The sequence below is a fragment of the Aliarcobacter skirrowii CCUG 10374 genome, assembly GCF_003544835.1.
GTDB classification, from domain to species: Bacteria; Campylobacterota; Campylobacteria; order Campylobacterales; family Arcobacteraceae; genus Aliarcobacter; species Aliarcobacter skirrowii.
Genome location: NZ_CP032099.1, coordinates 1,599,384 through 1,621,178, shown reverse-complemented (window position 1 = coordinate 1,621,178; position 21,795 = coordinate 1,599,384). Strand labels below are relative to the sequence as shown.

Genomic DNA, 21,795 nt, shown 5'->3' with positions numbered 1-21,795 from the left:
TTATGAATAATAAGGTTTATGTAGCAAAATTAGGAAAAGCAGTAGGATTAAAAGGTCATTTAAGACTTTTTATTGACTCTGATTTTCCTGAGCAATTTAAAAAAGGCTCAACTTTTCTAACAAATAAAAATTTCCAACTTACAATCTTAGAGTATCTAAAAGATAGAGATCTTGTATCTTTTGAAGGTTTTAGTGATATTGAAAGTGCTAAAAAACTTACAAATACAGAGTTATACACTACAATCGAGCAGACTAAAGAGTTTTGTAAATTAAAAGATAACGAGTTTTTTTGGTTTGATTTAATATCATGTGAAGTTTATGAAGATAGCTTAAAATTAGGTGTTGTAAGTGATGTTCACAGATTTCCATTAAATGATTATTTAGAAGTTAAAACAGATTCGCAACTTGTAGAAAAAGGTCTTCCAAAAATCTTTTTAATTCCTCATATATTTGAAACTTTTATTCAAAGAGTTGATATTGAAAATAAAAAGATATTTGCTATAAATGCTTTTGATATTTTAGAAAACTCTTAAAAAATTAGTAGTTGCATCTTTTATTAAACTCTTCTTTTTCCATCTCTAGATTGTATGCTTCACTAAAACCAGCTTCTAAGAGTCTATTTAAAAGATTCTCTTGCTTCGTGTTATCTTTAAATGGTCCAAAATATATCTCAATATTACCTAATGAGTCTCTACAAAGCAAAACAGAACTATCTATGTTATAAATTTTGTTATAGTAAGATTTTTTTAGATTTCCTTTTATTTTTGCAACACTTATTATTTTTAAAAATTCATATTTATTAATATCCGAAGCTTTTGTATCTTCATTTTTAGATTCATCCTCAAAAACAATTAAAGATTTTGACTCTTTTGATATCTCAATCTCTTTTTTCGTATTATTAGTAAGCTCTTCTTTTTCATCTTCTAAAATAGTTTTAGTCTCTATTGGTTCATCACTGTTTTCTATAGTTTCACTCTCTTTTGTTTCACTATTGATTTCAATATTTTTTTCTTCAACATCATTTAAAACTAATACTTCATTATTAACACTCTCTTGAGTGCTATTTATAATATTTTCTGTTTTAGAATCATTTGATTCAACAAAAATAGATGAAGCATTACTTGATTTTTTTTCTTCTTTTTCCAATAATGATAACTCTTCTAAAGCTTTTTGTTCTAAGCTTTTATTAGTTAATAGCTCTAACTGCTCATTTAATTTATCTGGTTCAAGATTATTAAAGTCAAATTTAAAATCACTCTCTTCATTTTGGACAGTTTGATTTTCATTTAGTTGTTTATTCTCTGCAGTTTCTATATTTTGTTCAATTTGGCTTGCTACTTGAGCACTAGAAGTTTCTTCAACACTATTTGGCTTTTTAGTTAGTATTAAAACTAAAATAATAAGTAGAAATATAACAAGGATTGCTATACCAGCTATTAAAGCTTTTTTTATTAAATTTGCTTTATTTAAACTATGATTAGTTTTATTCTCTTTGTTATCTTGTTCATCAACACTATTAGAAGCTTCTTCGTTTTTTATATCTTCAGCCATTTAATCCTCTTTAAATTTAGATTCTTTAATTTTTTCATAGTATTTTCTTCTATACTCTTTTAGCTCTTCTTTTTTTCTCTCTCTGTACTCTTTATCATACTCAAGCCTTTTCTCTTTATTTTGCTCATAGTACTCTCTTTTTTTCTCTTGATACTCTTTTATCTTATTTTTTATTATAGACTCTCTACTAAATATATACTCTTTTTGACTTTTTGCAATAGATTTCATCTTTAGCAAAAAGCCATCATCTTTTAGTTCATCTTCGTAATCTATCTCTTTATTAAGCTTACTCTTTAGGTAGTAGGCTCTTTTTTTTAGTTTGTGCCTACTTAGGTTTCTCTCTCTTCTTTTTTTTAGCTCTTCAAAATTCATAACTATTAAATATTATTAATTTTTCAATCTATTTACAGTATCCAACATACCATCAGCAGTTGTAATTGCTTTTGAGTTTGCTTCATAAGCTCTTTGAGCAGTAATTAAATCTACCATCTCATTTACAAGTTTTACATTTGAACTTTCAAGCATAGATTGTCTAAGTCCACCAAACTGTTCAGTTAATGGTTCACCTTCTAGTACATCACCACTAGCATCAGTTTGTAAAAATAAAGAGTCTCCAAGTGGAGTTAAACCAGAAGGATTTATAAAATCTGCTAAAATAATTTGACCAAGTTCAATAGTATCTCCAGTTTGAGGATCTTTTGCTGTTACAAATCCATCATTTCCAATACTTATATCTTTTACATTCTCAGGAACTACAATTTGTGGCTCTAGTAAATAACCATTTCCATTTACAACATTACCATCAGCATCTAATTTAAAATTTCCATTTCTACTAAATGCAATCTCTCCGCTTGGAAGAACTATTTGAAAAAAACCTCTTCCAGTAATTGCAATATCAAGTGGATTACCAGTACCTTTTAGATCACCTTCTGTGAAATTTTTTTGAATATTTGAAAGTCTTACTCCAAGTCCCACATCAATACCTGTTGGATTCATAGTATCAATAGTAGTTTGACCTGCTGTATAGTTTAAAGATTCATAAATTAGATCTTGAAACTCTGCTCTATCTTGTTTAAAACCTGTAGTATTAACATTTGCAATGTTATTTGATGTTACATCAATTTGATGCTGCATAGCATTCATACCAGTTGCAGCTGTATAAAGACCTCTAATCATAGAATTCTCCATTTTTGAAATTAACTTAGATTGTACTAAAAGAAGGATTAAATTAAGATAAAGCTATTTAATTTAATAGTTTTAGTTTTAAGTAAAAATTTAAAACATTTTTTATATAATGCATACTTTATAGAAATACTTTAATATAAAGAGGCAAAAAATGAGAATTCTAATAGTTGATGATAGCTCAACAATGAGAAGAATTATTGGAAATGTTGTAATGCAACTAGGATTTAGTAAGGATAACTTCGATGAAGCTGAAGATGGATTAAAAGCTTGGAAACTTCTTACTGAAGGAAATTATGACATTATCCTAACAGACTGGAATATGCCAAATATGAATGGTTTGGAGTTGGTTAAAAAAGTTAGAAGTGAAGGAACTCACCAAAAAACTCCAATTATTATGATTACTACTGAAGGTGGTAAAAGTGAGGTTATTACAGCTTTAAAAGCAGGTGTAAATAACTATATTGTAAAACCTTTTAATGCAGAGGTTTTAAAAGAAAAACTAGATGGTGTATTAAAAAAATAGTCAAATAAAGGTTTACTTATGGGAATGAGTCAAGAAGATATAGAGGCTTTAATGGGTGGAATTGATATTCCAACTGATGAACCAAAAGAAGATATTAAAGTTGAAGAAAGTTTAGATGAGAATGTTAAAACAGAAGAACTAGAAGCTATTTTAAATAGTACGATACAAAGTGAACAAACTAATACTAACTCTTCAAAAGATAGCAAAATTGAAGAGATAGGCACTTTACTTAACGAAATAGAAAATATAAATCCAGAAAGCTCTATTAAAGAAGACAATAAAGAGCAAAATAGTTCAAAAAAAGATGAACCTGAAAATAAGAGTATAGATAAAGATGAGATTGTCAAAGAGTGGTCATCTTCAAAAATAAATGAGGGAGTTTTTCCTTTTCCAGCTGAAAATGATACAAAAGTAGTAAGCCAATTAAGTCAAGTTGCTAATGATTCTGAAGAAAAAGTTTCACAAATTTTTGATGTATTAAGTCTAGCTTTAGATAATAATAATGACATTAGAAAAAAAATAAAAGGTTTTGAAGAGATTGCAGTTTCTCAAATGGCATTTTTGAATCTTTTATGTGATAAATTTCCAAATGTTTCGCAATTTAATGAACAGTTAGAGAAAATAAATCAATTGCAGTTAGATTTAAAAGATTTGAAAACTCTTTTAGACAATGAAGATGTTCATATATTCCAAGGTATGGAATTAATGCAATTTAATGATATAAATAGACAAAAAATAGAGAGAGTTATGTCAGTTATTAGAAAATTATCACTATATTTGAACAATCTTTTTGAAGAAGATGCTCCAAAAGATATACCAATGGCAAAACATATTCATGGCGATACAGATACTGAAGATTTAGTTGGTGATGATTTAGATAAACTAATTGCTGAATTCAATAAATAGAAGGAAACTTTAAAATGAATCAAGGAATGTACCCATTAGCAGCATCTATGATAAATCAAGTAAATAGGTTGGATCAGATAAGTAATAACTTAGCAAATGCTGATACAATAGGATTTAAACAAGAGGGAACTGCTGAAACAACTTTTAATTGGTACTTAAAGAGAATGGAAAATAGTAGTAATAAAAAGTTTGTAGAGTCTATTACTATAAATAATATTCCAAAAATTGATACAAGATATACAGATCCTCATATGGGAGCAATTAGAACTACTGGAAATGAGTTAGATTTTGCTTTAAACTCTTATGATACTTTTTTTAAAATACAAGATCAAAATGGTGATATTTTATATACAAGAAATGGAGCATTTAAGAATTTAGATGGTTTTTTAGTTGATGGAAATGGAAACAATGTTTTAAATGCTGATAATGAGGCAATTGTAATAGAAGAAGGATTTGAATTTCAAATAGGAGTTGCACAAACTTCATTTAAAAATTTAGAAAAAGTTGGAAATAATAACTATACGGCTATAAATTTAGATGAAGTTGAAGATTTAGAGAATAATGATAACAGAATTATAAAAGGATCTGTTGAGCAATCAAATGTAAATAGAGTCTCTACAATGGTAGAGTTAATTGATGCGCATAGAAGATTTGAACAATCACAAAAAGCTATTAAGACAATTGATGAATTAAATGCTGGATTAATAGAAAAAGTTGGAGGGAATACTAGATAATGCACGCAAGTAATGTATCAGCAAAACTTTTTGAGCAGTTAAACTTTAGAGGTGAGAGACAGAAGGTAATATCAAGTAATATTGCAAATATTAATACACCAAACTATAAAACTAAAGATTTGGTTTTTGAAGATGAGTTAAAACAACAGCAACTTATTCAAATGACAAGAACTTCATCTATGCATATGCAAAATATTGATTATAAACCAAATTCAAATCCAAGATTGATACAAGTTCCTGACTTAATAGAACAAAACGATGGAAATAATGTAAATCTTGATAGTCAAATTAGTGAACAATCAAAAAATAAGATAATTTTTGATGCTATACAGACATCTATAAAACGAGATTCAAAACTATTTAGATCAGTGATTGATTCATCTGGTAAAAATTAATTAGGATAGATATTGCTAGATCAACTGATAAAATTTATAAATAACTTTAATAAAGCTCAAAAAATGGCCATTTTTGGTGGAATAGGTTTGTTGGCACTTTTGATTATAGGTTTTTTAATATTTACAACTGTAAAAAGTAAAGAGAAACAATACAACTATATTATAGCTTCAAACCTTACTCAAGCAGATGTTATGAGAGCAACTGAGGAGCTTGAGGGTGCTGGAATTGATTTTATAGTAACAGGTTCTGGAAGTGATTTAACTTTAAGAACAACCCAACAGTTTGTAAATATTGCAAAAATAAAATTAGTAACTAGTGAAGCATCTTCAAATAAACATGTTGGTTGGGAGATTTTTGAGAAATCAACTATTGGAACTACTAATTTTGAGAATAAAGTTAAATATTTAAGAGCATTAGAGGGAGAACTAAGCCGTAGTTTAGAGTCACTTTCAAGTGTTTTAAAAGCTGATGTAAAAATTGCAATTCCAAAAGAGACAATATTTACTGAAAAAAGAGCACAAACAACTGCTTCGGCTGTTATTACTTTAAAGCAAGGTCTATTTTTAACACAAAAACAAATTGATGGTATTAAAAACTTTATAGCTTCAGCTGTTCCTGAATTAAAAAATGAAAATATACAATTAATTGATAGTGAGGGTAATTTACTCGAGCTTAGCACTGAAGATATAAATAGACAACAATCAACTGTTCAAACAAAGTTTAAAGATAAAGTTGAAGAGGATTATGAGAAAAAGATTATATCTTTACTTGAGCCTGTTGTTGGATTTGGAAGAGTTGTTGCTAAAGTTAATGTTGTTTTAGATTTTGTAAAAAAAGATATTGAAGAGGAGATTTATAGTCCAGAAGGAACTATTAGATCTCAACAAGTAATTGAAAGTACAAGTGATTCGACTGGTTTGCCAAATGATATGCAAGTTGTTGGAGTTGATAATAATATTCAACCACCACAAATTGCAAGTGATGGAAACAAACTCTCTTCTAGTAGCGAAAGCTCAAATACAGTTACAAATTATGAGATATCTAGAAAAATAATATCTCAAAAAGATTCAAATTTTTCAAATATAAGAAGAGTTACAGCATCTGTTACTTTTGATTCAACTGTATTAGAAAATCATCCTCAAAAAGATGTTTTCTTGGCTAATCTTCAATCTTTAGTCGAAGATGCAATTGGATTTGATAAAAATAGAGGAGATAAAGTATCTGTAAAAGATTTTAAGTTTTTAACTCTTAAATCTTATGATGCAAATGGTCAAGCTATTGATGAATTTGGAAATGTAATAGGTGGTCAAAATGAGTATTTTGATGCATCTACAATAAAGACAATATTGGATGAGTATAAAGATTACATTCAATATTTAATAATAGGAATAATACTATTTATATTTTATAGAAGATTTGTATCAAATAGTGAATTAGTAATTTTAGGTGAAGGTAAAAAAGAGGAACTAAGTATTGATGATGAAGATTTAGTAAAAGATATGCTTGCTGGACTTGATGATGAACTTGATCAAAATACAGCTCAAGGAAGATTAAAATCAAAAGTAAAAAGTCAAATCTTAAATAATATTGATGGACTTGATGAAGAGTCTGCAGCAAAATATGAGGTGTTTATTGAAGAGCTAGATAGAGAGATAAACAATAACCCAGCTGATATAGCAAGAATGATAGAGTTGCTATTAAGCGAAGGTAATGTAAATTTTAAATAAGGATAATAAATGGCAATTAATCCATACGGCGAAATTGATGTCTTAAAAGGTCTATCAATGATTGAAAAGGTTGCTAGGTTTTTTGTTCTTATTGGAGAAGAATCAACTGTAAAAATCTTTCAATTTTTAGATAAAGAGTATGTAGAACAAATTTCAACAGCAATTACTCAAATTCAATCAATAAATAAAGAGGTCTCTTTAGCAATTCTTGAAGAGTTCCATTTATACACAAGAACAAAAGGCTTTATAAGTTCAGGTGGTTACGATTTTGCAAAAGAAATTTTATATAAATCTATCGGGCAGGAAGCAGCAGATGAAGTTTTAGAAAAACTTTCTAGAATGAAATTAGCAAATCAAGCATTTTCATATCTTGATGGAGTTAATCCAAAACAGTTAAGCGATTTTATTAAAGATGAATCACCTCATACAATTGCAGTTATTCTATCTCATATGGATCCATCAAAATCAGCTGATGTTTTAATGGAATTAGATGAAGAAACAAGAGTAAAAGTAAGTATTCAAATAGCTACTATTAAAGATGTTTCTCCAGATGTTGTAAGAACTATTTCAGCAGTTCTAGAGAGAAAATTAGAATCTTTATTATCATCAATTGTAGATGTTGGTGGAGTTAAGGTTGTTGCTGATATGTTGAATAAAATGGGACCAAAAGCTATTGATATTCTTAAAAATATTAATGGTATTGATACATCTTTAGCAAATAGAATTAAAGATAATATGTTTGTATTTGAAGATTTATTAAATTTAGATACAGAGTACATTATGAAAATTATTCAAGGTGTTGAATCAGCTGATGTTGTAGTTGCTATGAAAAATGCTACAGAAGAGCAGATTAGAAAAGTTACAAGTGCAATGTCTCAAAGGGTTAGAGATAGATTTAATGAAGAGAGTGAAATGCTTACGAAAGTTAAAATTAAAGATATTGAAGCAGCGCAAAGAAGAATGTTGGCAGTTGCACAAAAAATGATTGAAGATGGTGTAATAGAAAGAGAGAGTACATAATGGCAGATAGTATCTTTGCAAGTGCAAAAATAGTAAGTAATAGCGATAATATAAAAAAATTTGAGCTAAATAGTTTCTCTAAAAAAAGTAAATCTTTAGATGAGAAAGATTTGGATAGTAATTTAAATGAAAAAGAGGATTTAGAAAAAGATCTTAAAGTAGAATTAGTAAAAGAGGTTCCAGCAATAATAGACAATAGTGAAGTTTTGAATAAAATTGAACCAATTTTTGCAGAATTCTCATCTTTAGCTCAAAAAATAGAGGCAATTTCTCAAAAAATATTAGGAATTGAGGGAGATATTGTATCTAAAAATAAAGAGTTAGATTCTCAAGTTGTAAAAGCAATAAAAGATTTAAAAGAACAAGCAATTTTCTTTGAAAAAACAGCAACTCAAGTTGAAAATAAGATGCTAAAAACATCACTTACAATTGCAAAGAAAATTATTGGAATTGAACTTAGTCAAAATTCGGAAAAAATTGCAAAACAGACAATATCTCAACTTTTAGAAAAAGTTAAGGGTGCTACAAAAGTAAGAATTCATTTAAATCCAAAAGATTATATTGTTTTGAAAAAAGAGCTTGAACTTGAAAATTATATAGAGTTAGTTGAAGATATAAATGTTGTTGCTGGTGGTGTTGTAATTGCTAGTAATATTGGAAATTTTGATGGAAATATTGAAGCTAAAATATCTTCAATGTTGGAATCACTTGATTTAATAATATAAAAAAGTTTTTGTGATATAATATTTATCAAATTTAAAAAAAGATTATAAAAATGGAAATAAGTGAAAGAGTTTATGATTTACTAGTTGATACAGAGATAGTTGTAGATGTTATGCTAGGATACACAAATATCTCTATTGGTGAATTTTTAAAGTTGACTGAAGGTGATATTATCTCACTTCACAAACCAGCTGGAAGCGGTGGTGAGATCTATGTAAACTCAAGAATTATTGGTACAGGTGATATAATCGTTATGGATGAGAAGCTTGCAGTTAGAGTTCAAGATGCAATGGATTCAGATAATGTTGTAAGATATTTCTTCGAAGAGCATATGATATAAAAGGAGCTTAAAATGGCAGATGGTATGACAGTAAATAGTACAACAGATTCTTATGGTAACCAATATACTCAAAGTATTACAAATGATCAACTAACAACAAATGATTTCTTAAAGCTTATGATTGAAGAGTTAAAGCTTCAAGATCCTACTAAGCCTATGGATTCAGCAAAAATGCTTTCAACTCAGATGCAAATGAGTACATTAAATGCAAATATGGAGATGATAAAATCTTTACAAGCAATTCAAACTGCATTTAATCAAAATTCACTTTCAACAGCAACTGGAATTATTGGAAAAAATATTGAAAATGGAAGTGTAAATGAAGATGGAGCTTTAAGAGCTTTTGCTGTTGATTCTATTGAGATAGTTGATGGTGAGATTATGGTGCAAGCTAGTGAATGGCAGTATCTTTATAACGGTATTGCTTTAAAAGATGGTGAAGAGTATAAAGCTGCAAATTATGATGAAGAAGGAAATCTTTATGATCATGAGGGAAATAAAACAGGACAAACTATAGTTTTAGAATCTTTGGGGAAACCTTTAGTAAAAGATGGCAAACTTGTAATTAAAGATGAGAATGGTGAAGAGGTTTCTACTCATGATTATGTTTTAAGTGGTAAAACTCAAATTGTATTATCTGATGAGAGTGTAACTATACCATTCTCATCAATTACTAAAATTTTCTAGAAAAGGGGTTCTTGTGATAGGTTCATTATGGAATGGAATGTCTGGTATTTGGCAACAAGATAAAGGAATTTCTATTGAATCTAACAATATAGGAAATGCAAATACAGTTGGACACAAAAAAGATGAGATAAGTTTTTCAGATCTTCTTTATTCACAAAGTGGTGTTGGAAAAGGGGTTCAGGTTCAAAGTATTTCAAAAAGTTTTACTCAAGGTCAAATAGTTGGAACTGGAGTTGGAGTTGATGTTGCTATTGAAGGAAAAGGTTTTTTTGTAGTAAAAAATAGACAAGATGATTCTATTTCATATACAAGAGCTGGAAATTTAGTAGAGGCAAAAGATGGATTTTTGGTTACGCAAGAAGATTATAAAATTCAAGGACTTGTTCCACAAGAAAGATTAACAAGCTCAACAAACCCTAATTTAAATATATTTACAGATGATTTTGGAGTAAGTATTATTTCTAGAAATATAAGCGATGGAAATGGGACAATTTATAATATAAATGCTAAAGCTACAGATTATGTAAGTAGTGCAAAAAATGACTCTATACAGAAAGATGCAGATGGTTTTAAAACAGCACAAGATAAAATAGATGATATAAAACTTTTAATTGTAAATTACAGTGAAAAATTAGCTTCTTATCAAAATAATCAATCACAAAATAGCATAGCTTCACAAAATCAAATCTCTCAAATTGATTTTTCAAAGCAAAGATGGGATTTAAAAAGTGAAGGCAATGTTTTAAGTTTTAATATAGATGGAAGAGCATATAAAGTTGAATTTGATAAAGATATTAATATAGATGAAAGTAAGATGGAAGAGTTATATGATTTTTTAAGCCAAGATGGCAGAAATTTATATAATCTTACAGATCCAAATCAGATTCAATCTCAAGAAGATATAGATAATATGCCAGTTACAACACCCGAAGAGATAGCTTTAAAAGATGTTGCTCAAACAAGAAGAGATAATCAAATAAGAAATTATGTTGATGCTTATTCCCTTGTAAATGCTACAAAAGAGTTAGCAAATAAAATATCCTCAACAACGGGTTATAGTGCAAGTGTAAAAAATGGAATGATAGATATTGAAAATTTGGTTTCAGGTAAAGCTTTTAAAATTAGTGACATAGAGGCTAATAGTGAGAAATTAAATCCAAATACTATGCAAGAAGCAGTTGAAGGTAGTGGATTAGCAATGGTTGAAAGTGCTAAAAACTCTTTAATGAATGCATTACAAAGAGCTGATGCCCAATTTTTAGAGATAACAAATGTTATGAATTATGGGGATTTAACAAGCTATGGAGTTAGTGATATTAGTGTAAATTTAGCTGCTCTTGGAATATCAGATAGTAGTTTAGTTGATGTATCAATAAGTGATGATGGTTTTGTTTATGCTACAAATGGTGGTCATAAATTTTTAGTTGGAAGACTTAGCACTGTTGCTTTTAGAAATGAACAAGGCTTAGAAGCACAAGGTGGAAATTTATATAAAGCAACTGAGTATAGTGGAGATGCTTTTAACGCAGACTCTATGAATACAATAAGAGGTGGCTCTCTTGAAAGAGCAAATATTGATTATGGTTCAACTTTAACTTCTTTAATGGTATATCAAAAAGCATTTGAAGCAAATTCAAAATCTATAACAACATCAGATGAGTTTTTAAAAACAGCAATTGAGATGAAAAGATAGATAGTATAAATTCAAGTGTTTATACTTTTGTACAAATATTGTATAGAAGTATGAACATTTATGTTCATTTACCTTAAAAATAAAGGATAAGATATGATAGGCGCATTATGGACTGGAATATCAGGATTATCAGCACATCAAAAAGCTTTAGATAATGAATCAAATAATATAGCAAACGTTAATACAGTTGGTTATAAAGCGGGAAGAATCTCTTTTGCAGATCAAATTTACCAAGGACAAATTGGGAAAGGGTCATATGTTCAAGATGCAGAGAAGATTTTCGTAACAGGTGGTTCAAAAGTTACTGGAGTGGATTATGATGTTGCACTTCAAGGTGATGGATTTTTCACTGTAATAAATAAAAATACTCTTGGAACTGCAGAGACATTCTATACAAGAGCTGGAAACTTCAGAATGGGAGAGAATGGAACTTTACAAAACCCAGATGGATTTGAGATTCAAGGTTGGGCTATGAGCTCAATAGATCAAAAAAATGATGTAGTTAGTACAAATCAAAATGCTTCAAGATTTACTGATGACTATATCAAAACTATGGGAAATTCAATAATAAGACATAAAGATTTTATTGAAACAATTGCTGCTAAAGCTACAAATTATAATGAAACAGCAAAATCAGATCCAGTAACTGTATTTAGTGGAGCTGGTGGTAAAACAAAAGCAGCAAAATTAAAAGATATTGATATGGCACTTTCAAACTATAATCAAATCTTACAAAAATATCAAGAAGATCCAAATGTTCCATCAAAAGGTTCAACTGCACAAATATCTCAAGTAAACTTTAAAACAGGAACTCCTCCTACTTCTATTATTGGGCAAGAAGGAGATATGATTGAAGTTATTATAAATGGAAATACATATACTCAGAAATTTGTTGTAACAAAAACAACACCAAATTGGAGATCAGAGCTTTGGAACTCTCTTACTTTATCGCCTATAAATGAAAGAGAACTTTATGATTTAAAAGATCCATCTCAAATAGATATCATGCCAACAGCTACAGAAGCTGAAAGATCAGCAAAAGATCAAGAGATAGCAAAATATGATAGATTAGCTGGAAAAATAGAGACTTATAAAGCAATGGCTGATCAAATATCTAATAAAGAGTCAGGAGTTGTTGCCTATTTAGCAAAAGATAGATTAAATCCAACAAGTGATGTTTTAAATCCAAACGGAATGTATGAGGAGAGCACTAACTTAGCTGATATGTTAAGAGGAGTTGTTCAAATTAAGGGTCTAATTCCTGGAAAAGAGTTTAAAATATCTCAAGTAGCAGAGTATTCAGGTGAAAATACAAACTTCTCAGTAAAAGGAACTTTCCAAACAACAGCAACAGCAACTCAAGGAACTGGAAAACAAGCACTTGAAGATGCTAGAGATGCTCTTTCAAAACTTGTTACTGGAAATCAAAGAAGTGTTTATTCAGTTCAAGATTTATATGGAGCTGCTGATAATAAAACTTTCTCATTTAGTATAAATATTTTTGATAAAGATTTAGGTTATGTAATTCCAGTACCAAATGATGGAGCTGTTCCTCCACAAGCTGTTCCAATTGAAATTGGAAATGTAGAGAGTGGAGATATAAATAGTATAGTAGATGCAATAAACAATACAAGAACATCTTCAGGTCCTCAATTAGGTGATTATGTGATTGCAAAAAATATAAATGGTCATCTTGTTATTGAAACAAATGAACAAAATTATGATGTTGAGTTTGATGCAAGATTAGCAACTGATCCAACAGTTGATTTAAATGCTTTGGTAAATGAAGCTACATATACTTATGATATTAAAGTAGGAAACTCAACTATTTCAACACCATTTACAACAACAACACCAATAGATCAAAATGCTATTTATACAGCAATCGCAGGAAATATTGCAACATATAATGCTGCAAATCCAGGAAGAGAGTTAGTAATTAGTCCTATGAATGCTGGTATTTTTACTGTAACAGCTGCTGATGGAGAGAGAATTGAAGGTGATTTAAGACTTACAGTTGGAAGTACAAATCCACCAACATCTACTCCTTCTTCAAATGCTGGAACTAATACAGTTTTAGAGCAAGGGACATTGACTATTGGTGCAGTTGCTGACTCTACAACATACTCTATTTCAATAAATGGTACAGCATACTCATATACAACAGGAGTTGGATATACAGGAACTCAAGCTGATATTAGAAATCAAATTTTAGCTCAAATACAAAATGATCCAGCACTAGCTGGTTTAGTAACAGCAACTTCTAGTGGAGCAGATGGAATTAGTATAGTTCAAAAAAGAGTTGTGGATACTTCTAATACAGCAACAGATTTAAATATAAGTGCTACAAATGGTGTTTATGTAGCTTCTCCATCTTATAATGCTGGTACACCAGAAGAGAGAGTTTTTGATATTGATTTTACAGCACCAAAATCAAGATCTGAGTTTGTATTAAACCTTATGGGAACAGAGATAAAAGTAACTTCTAGTGAATCAGAAACAGAAGCAACTTTAGCAACAAAATTACAAGCAGAGCTTGATAAACAACCAAATCTAAGAAATAGATATGAAGTAGTATTTAGTGCAGGAGATGTGGTATTAAGAGAGAAAGCAGGTGCTTCAGGATTTACAGGATTTGCTGGAACTTTACCTACTTTAACAATTAATGATTTAGCTGTTCCTGTATGGGATTTGAAAGAAGGATTTATAGAAGTAAATAGTGATTATTCTGGAAACAAAGGTGCAGGTGGAGAGTTTATGGAGATTACAACAAGAGTTGATCAAACTTCAACTCAAGAGAGTCTTCAATTAAGATTAGACCTTTTAAATATTTCAGATAGTAAATTTGGTGCATTTAAAATTGATAGTACAGGATTGGTAACTATCACTGATGGTGGAGTTGAATATGCTGTTGGGCAAGTTTCAATTGCTAGATTTACAAACAATAGAGGACTTGAGGCTGTTGGTGGTAATAATTTCAAAGCAACACAAGAGTCTGGAAATGTAATTTATAGTACAAATAATAACAACACAGATGGTGTAATGGGACAAGCATTGGAGATTAGTAAAGCAGATTTAAGTGAAAGCTTAGTAAATTTAATGGTATTTCAAAGAGCGTTTGAAGCAAATGCAAAATCTATTACAACTTCAGATGAGCTATTAAGTACACTGATTAACCTAAAAAGATAAGTAGTAAATTTTAGACTTAAGTTAAAACTTAAGTCTAAAAAATTAAAAAGTAGGAAGATTATTTTGAGTTTTATCATAATTGCAGTTTTAATTGTAGTTTTATTATATTTTTTATCAACAGCTCATACATACAAAACTATGTATTTTAAAATTAAAGAGGAAAAAAGCCTTACAGAAGAAGAGGTTTTAAAACTAGAGGCTTTAATAAAAAGATATGAAAAGCAGGTTAAAATAGGTACAAAAAGTTTACAAAATAATCAGGAAAATCTTCATATAGCAAGAGATGATTTACAGAAGTTAAGAATGGAAAACATTACTTTAAAAAATCGAATAAATGATCTTCAAAGAAGAAATGAAGAGCTATTTGCTCAAGTAAATGCAATTATTTAAGATGTTTTTTTTGAATAAATTTATATATAAAATATTTCTTACAATTTTATTAATAAGTAATATTTTATATGCAAACGACATATTAAAATCACAACCACAAATTATTTTTGAACTTGATAAGTTAGATGAGTTAGAAGTATCAAATGAGTTTAATAAAGCAGTTTTACTTTTTAATAAACAAAGATATAAAGAGGCTTATGATATTTTTGAGAAAACAAAAGTAGTATATGAAATACCATCTTTATTAAATATGGCAATAATACTTTTAAAAGATAATAAAAAAGAGGAAGCAGTAACTCTTTTTTCTGAAATATACTCAAAAAAATCAAACTTATTGAATGAACCATATGCTTTTATAGCCTCTTGCTACTATCTTTTTACCCTTACTTCAGATGATAAATATATGATAGATTTGGTAACCATTTTCCAAAATAGTGATAAACTAAAAAATCAAAGTGAGATTATATTAAATATCAAAGATATTATTTTAGAAGAGCTTGCAAATAGATATTTAATGGTAAAAGATTATGATAATGCTTTAGGAGCTTTAAATGCTATGAGTTATTCGCTTGATTTAAAAAAAGCTCTTGTCTATATTAAACAAAATAATCTACTACGAGCTGATATAATTTTAAAAAAATTAATTGATACCCAAAAAGATGAAGATAGATTAGATGAGATATATTGGTTTAGTGTTTTTGTAAATTTAAAGTTAAATAAATTAGATGTTGTAAAAGAGATTTTAGAGAAGATAAATAAAAGAGGAAGTGATTATAAAGTACATATAAATTTACCTTTTGAAATATATTTTAATAAAGATTTATACTCATCAAGCGATTATTTAAAATCTATTTTAAAATTTGATGAAGAGAGAAAATTAGATTACTTGTACTATTTTGCACCATTTGTCTTCTCTGATTCAAAGGAGTTAATGTATGATACTGTAAAAGGTATGGTATCAAAAGACAAAAGTAGCCTAGAGAGTCTTGAGGCTATGTTTAACTACAATATAAATTTTATAAAAGCTATTAGAAATGACCCTTTTGTAAGAATAGATCAATTAAAAAATGAGTTAAATGAAAACTCAAAAGCATACAACTACTATAATTTAGCACTAGCTTTCGCTCAAATTAAAGATTTATCAAATGCATATAAATATTTTGAAAAGGCTTACAAATTAAGCCCAGGTAATAAGTTATATGCTGTTATGTATCTAATAACATCAAATAAAGTTTCAAAATCAATGGATGATAAGCAAAAAGAGTTGATTAAAGAGAGAATAAAAAGTAGTGATGGATTGTATAACTACTTTGCAAAAGAGCTATATAGTATTTATGTTGATATAAGCTTTGAAAATAAAGAGGAACCATATTTGCAAACTACACTATTTTTTAAAGCTTTAGATTTCCTAAAAAAGCTTGAAAATAACGAATATGTAGCTGAGCATCCTCTTTTGATAGATTGGGAAAAAGACTCTTTTATATATTTACTAAAATTAGTTCAACAAACAAAAAATGAAGATGATTATAAATATTTTTCAAGAATGCAAGATACAATACCACTAAAATATAATAATAATTTTTTGAATAGCTCTTTAATAACTTCACTTTACTATATTGATATTTTAAAAGCTTTAGGTATATTTAGTAGAGCAGATTTTTATATACCAAAAGAGAGTTCACCTTTATATTTGCTTACTGATGCTTATTCAAGTCTATATTTAGGTAAAGCTAATGAGTCTATAAATATATTAAATAGATTAAAAAATGAATACAATATTGAAAATAGATTTACCATGTATTTACTTGTTGCATCTTATTTAGAAGCTAAAAGAAGAGAAGAGGCTTCTATTCAAATTACACTTATAAAAGCATTTTATAATGATACCGATACAGATTTTTTAACAGCAATTCAGTTGATTCAAACTTTAAATATAAATGCTGCAATACAGTTTTTAAATAAAGCATATAACAATCAATTTATAAGTTTTGATATTATTGGTTTTGATGAATTTATGCTCTCTTTATAGTACTATTTGAAATTTTTTGTTATAATAATTTCAATTTTCTTTATTTAAGGATAACAAATGGAGATAGGACGAACTGCACAAATTGATTTAGCAAAAGAGAATTATGCTTTAAAATCAAAAGAGGTTAGCAATATTGATGAAAAAGAAAAAGTTATAGAAGATGAAGAGTATAAAAAAAACCTACCTATTGATCCAAACAGTAAACTAAATGAAGTTATATTAGATAATATACAGTTTGGCTATAATAAAGATTCGCAAGATTTTTTTGTAAAAGTTACAAGAGGTAGCATTGAAAATAAATATCCAACTGAAGATATGATGAAGATAAAAGCTTTTTTACTTGAAGAGCTTCAAAGAACATTAAAAAATTAATATAAGGCATATAAATTGGCATCAGATTTATCACAAGTATTTAAAAATGAACTTACAAATACATTAGAGCAACTTTTAGGAAAAAAAGCTAAAGTTGAGGGAATAAAAAAGTTAGATGATCTTTTAGAGTCATCGTTTATTGAGTGTGATGTAAAGGTTGAATTTAAAGATATAAAAAGTGGAATTACATTTTTTATCCCAGCTTCTAGCGCTACTAAATTTGAATATCTTATGCTAGGCGGAATGGGAGATTTAAAACAAGATATAGATGATGAGACTACTGATGCTGTAAATGAGATAATCTCAAATATCTCTGGAAGTTTTGCAACGGCATCAAATGCTCAAGGTTTAGCTGATATATCTGGAGTTAAAGTTGAAATAAAAAGTATAAAAGTAGTTGATGCTGCTGTTTTAAAAGATAAAGAGTTATATAAATTTGATACAACTTTAGATGGTGAGCAAAATCCAGTTATTTTATATTTTGATAAAATAATATCTCCATTTTTCTCTTCAATAACAGGTGCAAAAGAGCCAATGAAAAGCTCACCAGTAGCAGTTGAAACTCCAGTTGTTGCACAAAGCTCTAAATCTATGCAATCCATATCAAATCCTTCTAAAAATTTAGAACTCTTATACCATGTTAAATTAAAATTAAGTGTTAGATTAGGATCAAAAATAGTTTTATTAAAAGATATTTTAAGATGGGATGTTGGTGAGATAATTGAGCTTGAGCAGATGGTAAATGAACCTTTAGAGATTTTAATAAATGGTGTAAAAATTGGAGAAGGTGAAGCTGTTATTGTTGAAGGAAAATTTGGTATTAAGATAAGAAGAATAGTAAATGAAGATTTGCAACTAGATAAAATAGGACTCTAATATGGAAATTAATACAAGTAATTTATACAACAAAGATATTCTACAAACAAATAAATTTGAAAATATTAATCAAGATAAACTAAGCCTTGTAGAAGATAAAAAATTAAGAGAAGTAAGCAATGAGTTTGAAGCATTTTTTTTAAATCAAATTTTATCAACATCGCTTCAAGGAAACAACTCAATTGCTGGAAGTGGTGCTGGAAGTGATATTATAAAAGGGATGTATTTAGAATCAATTGCAAATCATAGTAGTGGAACTTTTGGAATAAGTGATATGTTATATAACTTTTTATCACAAAATAATAAAAAAGAGCAGGTACTATAGATGGTAGATGATATTTTAAATAGTATGAATGAAGAGATAAAAAGTTTAAAAGAGGCAATTGTTCAAGATATTGCTGATATTAAACTTGGTAAAAACGAAGAACTTTTTAAAAGAAATGAAGCAAAACATAATATAATAAATGAGATTATGCAAAAAAAAGTAGATTTAAATAATGAACTTGCAAAACTAATACAAGCAAATTTTGATGTAAATATTTATAGAGAAAAAGTAGATTTACTTGAAGAGAATTTAAAAGAGCTTTATGAATTAAACAAAAAATTAGCAAATATCGTTTTACCTATTCAGCAGATGTATAAAGGATTAGTAGAAGAGGTTACTCAAAAAGCAGGGGGACAAATTTTTGATATTAAGGCTTAGTTTTTTAAGTTTAATATTCTTTAACTCTCTTGGTGCAATAACAGTTTTAGTAACAAAAGATGCAATAAAACTTGATGAGAAAATAACAATTTCTAAACTAGAAGAGAAAGAGTATGAAAATGTCCCTAGAACTTGTACGCCTATGACAAAAAAAGAGATTGAGGAGGGTGAATATATAGCAACTCATTATATAAATAAAAATAGTGTTCTTTGTTTAAGAAGTGTAAAGTTATTTGAAGATTACTCAATTGTATTTAATTTTGGCGGAGTAAAAATAGAGAAAAAAGGTAAAATAATCTACGAAAATGATGAGTTTATAAGATTTAAAAACCTTGATGGACAAGTAGAACAGATATATAAAGATGGAAGATTAAGATGAATAAATACTCATTTTTGGGAGAAACACCAGCAGAAGCATTAAGAGAAGCACAAAAAAAGTGTGGTGAAGATGCAATAGTAATATCTACAAAGAAAGTTGAAGGTAAAACTCCTTATGATAAAGGAATGTATGAAGTTGTTGTTATGTTAGAAGATGAGACAATCATGCAGAATAAAGAGTTTACAAAAGTAGCTATTACAAAAGCAAGTAGTGATGATAATCAACCATTAAAAGCTCAAGTTTATGATTACAGAGAAGAGATTTTAAAGATGCAAAATCTTCTTGAGCAGGTTCAAAAAACTCTTTGGAAACCAAAGTCTCAACTTTTTGATTTAACTATTCCACCTGAATTTATTGATATTTATACAATATTTGAAAAAAATGAGTTTGATAGTGAGATGACTTACTCTATTATGAAAAAAACTATAAAAGAGTTACCTGTTGCACTAAAAGTAAACTCTAAAAAGGTAAATGATTTTTTCAAATTAATTTTAAGAAAAGTGATACCTATAAAAATAGAATCACCGCTTAGAAAAGAGCAGAGAAAAATAATGATGATGGTTGGACCAACAGGAGTTGGAAAAACTACAACAATTTCAAAATTAGCAGCAAGATTTGCATATAAAATGGAGCAAAATTATAAGGTTGGAATTGTAACTTTAGATACTTTTAGAGTAGGTGCAATAGAACAACTTCAAGCATACACAAATATTATGAGAATACCTTTAGAAGTTGTAAAAAGACCAGAGGATTTAAGCGAAGCACTTTTTAGATTAAGAGAGTGTAGTTATATTTTTATAGATACAGCTGGTTCAAGTCAATATGATATTGATAAAATAGAGCTTTTAAATGAGTATAGAAAACAAGTTGATGAGTTGCCAATTGAAAAGACATTGGTACTTCCATCAAATGTAAAACATAGTGATTTATTGGAAGTTTATAAAAATTACTCAATTTTAGATATAGATAATTTAATCTTTACAAAACTAGATGAAACAAGAAGTTTTGGAAATATTATAACATTTGCTCATAAGACAAAAAAAGCTATAACATACTTCTCTGTTGGGCAAAATGTTCCAGATGATTTAATTCCAGCAGATGCAACATTTTTAATAGAGTGTTTTATGAAGCAAGAGTTTATTAGGAGTTAATAATGTTAGATGAAAAACTCTCTCAAGCAAAAAACCTAATAAACCTTACAAAAAATATTGATGATAAAGTAAATACAAAAACAAAACTTTTAACAGTAACATCTGGTAAAGGTGGAGTTGGAAAATCTACTTTTAGTGCAAATTTGGCATATTTTTGCTCTTCAAAAGGTTTTAAAACAGTAGTTTTAGATGCTGATATTGGTTTGGCAAATATGCAAGTTTTATTTGATATTAGGCCAGAATTTACTCTTTTTGATTATGTAAACGGTAAAAATAGTTTGCAAGATGTTATTTTGGAGACTAAATATTCAAATTTATATTTAATTGCTGGTAAAAGTGGTTACCAATATAGTAATACAAATAGTAGTTTTGTTTTTTCAAGATTGATAAATGATATTTTAGCTTTAAACTATTTTGATATTTTAATAGTTGATACAGGTGCTGGATTAAATGATTATGTAAAAGAGTTTTTACAAGTATCAACAAATATATTAGCAATAACATCAACAGATCCAAGCGCTTTAACTGATGTTTACTCACTTATAAAACTTTTATCATTAGATAAAGATGAGTTGATGCTATGCTTTAATCATACAAGAAGTGATAATATTGGAAAAAATGTTACTAACTCTTTAATAACTCTTGCTAAAAAAAATAGACTAAAAGAGAATTTTATGATAAAATATATAGGAAACATTCCAAATAGTTCTATGATATCATCTGTTGCTAGGACTAGAAAACTTTTTTTGAAAGAGTTTCCAGGGGATGATGTATCTATGCGATTTGTTGAAGTTGCAAAAAATATTTTAAGAAATCTTAAATAAAGGAATAGCTTTGGTAGTTGAAAGATTTTCACAAAATCTAATAAATACTGGAATTTTTAAGCTTTATGTTGCAGTTGGATTTTGTGCAACCTTAATATTTTTTATTTTAAATAGTCAACTTTTTGCACCAATAGAGATAGTTTTTGGTGCTATTCTTGTAACTCTTTTTTTAAGAGGAGCTGCACATATTATTTTTTCTTTTATAGTTAGAAACTTTAGTTTAGATAAAAAAGTAGAAGATTTTGATATTAAATATAATGAAGAAAAAATAGGATTTTTATTAAATAAATTTAAAAGCGAAGATTATGTTGAGGAAGATGAGTTGGAGATTAAAGAGAAAGAGATTGCTTCTGAAGTAAACAGTTCTCAAAATTTAGAAGAGAATAAATAAAAGGAA

The 21,795-nt window shown here is 28.2% G+C and carries 25 protein-coding genes; 22 read left to right on the top strand and 3 right to left on the bottom strand.

Annotated features, from left to right (window positions below; all coding sequences use genetic code 11):
* Positions 1–2 precede the first annotated feature (2 nt).
* Positions 3–533: a ribosome maturation factor RimM gene (gene rimM / locus ASKIR_RS08485; RefSeq protein ID WP_066160421.1), complete on the top strand. Its 531-nt coding sequence runs from the start codon at positions 3–5 to the stop codon at positions 531–533.
* Positions 534–537: 4 nt separating this feature from the next.
* Here the strand turns inward: rimM and ASKIR_RS08480 are convergent, their stop codons facing one another.
* From ASKIR_RS08480 to flgG, 3 genes are read right to left on the bottom strand one after another with little or no spacing between them, the layout of a single operon-like run.
* Positions 538–1,551, bottom strand: coding sequence for a hypothetical protein (locus ASKIR_RS08480; protein ID WP_066350363.1), 1,014 nt, complete (start codon positions 1,549–1,551; stop codon positions 538–540).
* Positions 1,552–1,923, bottom strand: coding sequence for a hypothetical protein (locus ASKIR_RS08475; protein ID WP_066160426.1), 372 nt, complete (start codon positions 1,921–1,923; stop codon positions 1,552–1,554).
* A gap of 15 nt (positions 1,924–1,938) precedes the next feature.
* Positions 1,939–2,727 carry a flagellar basal-body rod protein FlgG gene (gene flgG / locus ASKIR_RS08470; protein WP_066350364.1) on the bottom strand — a complete coding sequence of 263 codons (789 nt, stop codon included), beginning with the start codon at positions 2,725–2,727 and terminating at the stop codon, positions 1,939–1,941.
* A gap of 160 nt (positions 2,728–2,887) precedes the next feature.
* On the opposite strand from flgG, the gene ASKIR_RS08465 reads away from it, so the two are divergent.
* From ASKIR_RS08465 to ASKIR_RS08360, 21 genes are all read left to right on the top strand, one after another.
* Positions 2,888–3,259, top strand: coding sequence for a response regulator (locus ASKIR_RS08465; protein ID WP_066350365.1), 372 nt, complete (start codon positions 2,888–2,890; stop codon positions 3,257–3,259).
* Positions 3,260–3,277: 18 nt separating this feature from the next.
* On the top strand, positions 3,278–4,165 hold the full coding sequence (locus tag ASKIR_RS08460) for a hypothetical protein (protein WP_066350367.1): 888 nt from the start codon (positions 3,278–3,280) through the stop codon (positions 4,163–4,165).
* A gap of 14 nt (positions 4,166–4,179) precedes the next feature.
* Positions 4,180–4,899: a flagellar hook-basal body protein gene (locus ASKIR_RS08455; protein WP_066350368.1), complete on the top strand. Its 720-nt coding sequence runs from the start codon at positions 4,180–4,182 to the stop codon at positions 4,897–4,899.
* Positions 4,899–5,294, top strand: a complete 396-nt coding sequence (flgB, locus tag ASKIR_RS08450) for a flagellar basal body rod protein FlgB (RefSeq protein WP_066350369.1) — start codon at positions 4,899–4,901, stop codon at positions 5,292–5,294. The genes ASKIR_RS08455 and flgB overlap by 1 nt, the downstream gene beginning before the upstream one ends.
* A gap of 12 nt (positions 5,295–5,306) precedes the next feature.
* Positions 5,307–7,022, top strand: a complete 1,716-nt coding sequence (gene fliF, locus ASKIR_RS08445) for a flagellar basal-body MS-ring/collar protein FliF (protein ID WP_228137888.1) — start codon at positions 5,307–5,309, stop codon at positions 7,020–7,022.
* A gap of 9 nt (positions 7,023–7,031) precedes the next feature.
* Positions 7,032–8,042: a flagellar motor switch protein FliG gene (gene fliG / locus ASKIR_RS08440; RefSeq protein WP_066350370.1), complete on the top strand. Its 1,011-nt coding sequence runs from the start codon at positions 7,032–7,034 to the stop codon at positions 8,040–8,042.
* Complete coding sequence (locus ASKIR_RS08435; protein ID WP_066160448.1) at positions 8,042–8,767, top strand: FliH/SctL family protein; 726 nt, start codon at positions 8,042–8,044, stop codon at positions 8,765–8,767. The genes fliG and ASKIR_RS08435 overlap by 1 nt, the downstream gene beginning before the upstream one ends.
* A 50-nt stretch (positions 8,768–8,817) precedes the next feature.
* Complete coding sequence (locus ASKIR_RS08430) at positions 8,818–9,105, top strand: FliM/FliN family flagellar motor switch protein (RefSeq protein WP_066160451.1); 288 nt, start codon at positions 8,818–8,820, stop codon at positions 9,103–9,105.
* Between the two features lie 12 nt (positions 9,106–9,117).
* Positions 9,118–9,792, top strand: coding sequence for a flagellar hook assembly protein FlgD (locus ASKIR_RS08425; RefSeq protein WP_115588149.1), 675 nt, complete (start codon positions 9,118–9,120; stop codon positions 9,790–9,792).
* 13 nt (positions 9,793–9,805) lie between these two features.
* The gene (locus ASKIR_RS08420) at positions 9,806–11,485 is read left to right on the top strand and encodes a flagellar hook-basal body complex protein (RefSeq protein WP_115588150.1); all 1,680 of its coding nucleotides are present in this window, start codon (positions 9,806–9,808) and stop codon (positions 11,483–11,485) included.
* A 93-nt stretch (positions 11,486–11,578) separates the two neighbouring features.
* Positions 11,579–14,674: a flagellar hook-basal body complex protein gene (locus ASKIR_RS10305; protein ID WP_066350374.1), complete on the top strand. Its 3,096-nt coding sequence runs from the start codon at positions 11,579–11,581 to the stop codon at positions 14,672–14,674.
* Between the two features lie 63 nt (positions 14,675–14,737).
* Positions 14,738–15,064, top strand: coding sequence for a hypothetical protein (locus ASKIR_RS08405; protein WP_066160464.1), 327 nt, complete (start codon positions 14,738–14,740; stop codon positions 15,062–15,064).
* A 1-nt stretch (position 15,065) separates the two neighbouring features.
* Positions 15,066–17,093, top strand: a complete 2,028-nt coding sequence (locus tag ASKIR_RS08400; RefSeq protein ID WP_228137889.1) for a hypothetical protein — start codon at positions 15,066–15,068, stop codon at positions 17,091–17,093.
* A 57-nt stretch (positions 17,094–17,150) separates the two neighbouring features.
* Positions 17,151–17,465, top strand: a complete 315-nt coding sequence (locus tag ASKIR_RS08395; RefSeq protein WP_066350376.1) for a flagellin — start codon at positions 17,151–17,153, stop codon at positions 17,463–17,465.
* A 15-nt stretch (positions 17,466–17,480) separates the two neighbouring features.
* Positions 17,481–18,341: a FliM/FliN family flagellar motor switch protein gene (locus tag ASKIR_RS08390; protein ID WP_066350377.1), complete on the top strand. Its 861-nt coding sequence runs from the start codon at positions 17,481–17,483 to the stop codon at positions 18,339–18,341.
* Between the two features lies 1 nt (position 18,342).
* Complete coding sequence (locus ASKIR_RS08385; RefSeq protein ID WP_066160476.1) at positions 18,343–18,666, top strand: hypothetical protein; 324 nt, start codon at positions 18,343–18,345, stop codon at positions 18,664–18,666.
* Positions 18,667–19,044 (top strand): hypothetical protein, encoded by a 378-nt coding sequence (locus tag ASKIR_RS08380; RefSeq protein ID WP_066160478.1) that lies wholly within the window; start codon positions 18,667–18,669, stop codon positions 19,042–19,044. It begins immediately after the preceding gene.
* Positions 19,028–19,423 (top strand): hypothetical protein, encoded by a 396-nt coding sequence (locus ASKIR_RS08375; protein WP_066350378.1) that lies wholly within the window; start codon positions 19,028–19,030, stop codon positions 19,421–19,423. The genes ASKIR_RS08380 and ASKIR_RS08375 overlap by 17 nt, the downstream gene beginning before the upstream one ends.
* Complete coding sequence (flhF, locus tag ASKIR_RS08370) at positions 19,420–20,574, top strand: flagellar biosynthesis GTPase FlhF (protein ID WP_066160480.1); 1,155 nt, start codon at positions 19,420–19,422, stop codon at positions 20,572–20,574. Before ASKIR_RS08375 ends, flhF begins: the two co-directional genes overlap by 4 nt.
* 2 nt (positions 20,575–20,576) lie before the next feature.
* Complete coding sequence (locus ASKIR_RS08365) at positions 20,577–21,398, top strand: P-loop NTPase (RefSeq protein WP_066160483.1); 822 nt, start codon at positions 20,577–20,579, stop codon at positions 21,396–21,398.
* Between the two features lie 10 nt (positions 21,399–21,408).
* Complete coding sequence (locus ASKIR_RS08360) at positions 21,409–21,789, top strand: hypothetical protein (protein ID WP_174519302.1); 381 nt, start codon at positions 21,409–21,411, stop codon at positions 21,787–21,789.
* Positions 21,790–21,795: the final 6 nt, after the last annotated feature.

Coding starts and splice junctions, on each gene's coding strand:
- rimM (WP_066160421.1), top strand. CDS start 3: ATGAATAATAAGGTTTATGTAGCAAAATTAGGAAAAGCAGTAGGATTA.
- ASKIR_RS08480 (WP_066350363.1), bottom strand. CDS start 1,551: ATGGCTGAAGATATAAAAAACGAAGAAGCTTCTAATAGTGTTGATGAA.
- ASKIR_RS08475 (WP_066160426.1), bottom strand. CDS start 1,923: ATGAATTTTGAAGAGCTAAAAAAAAGAAGAGAGAGAAACCTAAGTAGG.
- flgG (WP_066350364.1), bottom strand. CDS start 2,727: ATGATTAGAGGTCTTTATACAGCTGCAACTGGTATGAATGCTATGCAG.
- ASKIR_RS08465 (WP_066350365.1), top strand. CDS start 2,888: ATGAGAATTCTAATAGTTGATGATAGCTCAACAATGAGAAGAATTATT.
- ASKIR_RS08460 (WP_066350367.1), top strand. CDS start 3,278: ATGGGAATGAGTCAAGAAGATATAGAGGCTTTAATGGGTGGAATTGAT.
- ASKIR_RS08455 (WP_066350368.1), top strand. CDS start 4,180: ATGAATCAAGGAATGTACCCATTAGCAGCATCTATGATAAATCAAGTA.
- flgB (WP_066350369.1), top strand. CDS start 4,899: ATGCACGCAAGTAATGTATCAGCAAAACTTTTTGAGCAGTTAAACTTT.
- fliG (WP_066350370.1), top strand. CDS start 7,032: ATGGCAATTAATCCATACGGCGAAATTGATGTCTTAAAAGGTCTATCA.
- ASKIR_RS08435 (WP_066160448.1), top strand. CDS start 8,042: ATGGCAGATAGTATCTTTGCAAGTGCAAAAATAGTAAGTAATAGCGAT.
- ASKIR_RS08430 (WP_066160451.1), top strand. CDS start 8,818: ATGGAAATAAGTGAAAGAGTTTATGATTTACTAGTTGATACAGAGATA.
- ASKIR_RS08425 (WP_115588149.1), top strand. CDS start 9,118: ATGGCAGATGGTATGACAGTAAATAGTACAACAGATTCTTATGGTAAC.
- ASKIR_RS10305 (WP_066350374.1), top strand. CDS start 11,579: ATGATAGGCGCATTATGGACTGGAATATCAGGATTATCAGCACATCAA.
- ASKIR_RS08400 (WP_228137889.1), top strand. CDS start 15,066: ATGTTTTTTTTGAATAAATTTATATATAAAATATTTCTTACAATTTTA.
- ASKIR_RS08395 (WP_066350376.1), top strand. CDS start 17,151: ATGGAGATAGGACGAACTGCACAAATTGATTTAGCAAAAGAGAATTAT.
- ASKIR_RS08385 (WP_066160476.1), top strand. CDS start 18,343: ATGGAAATTAATACAAGTAATTTATACAACAAAGATATTCTACAAACA.
- ASKIR_RS08380 (WP_066160478.1), top strand. CDS start 18,667: ATGGTAGATGATATTTTAAATAGTATGAATGAAGAGATAAAAAGTTTA.
- flhF (WP_066160480.1), top strand. CDS start 19,420: ATGAATAAATACTCATTTTTGGGAGAAACACCAGCAGAAGCATTAAGA.
- ASKIR_RS08365 (WP_066160483.1), top strand. CDS start 20,577: ATGTTAGATGAAAAACTCTCTCAAGCAAAAAACCTAATAAACCTTACA.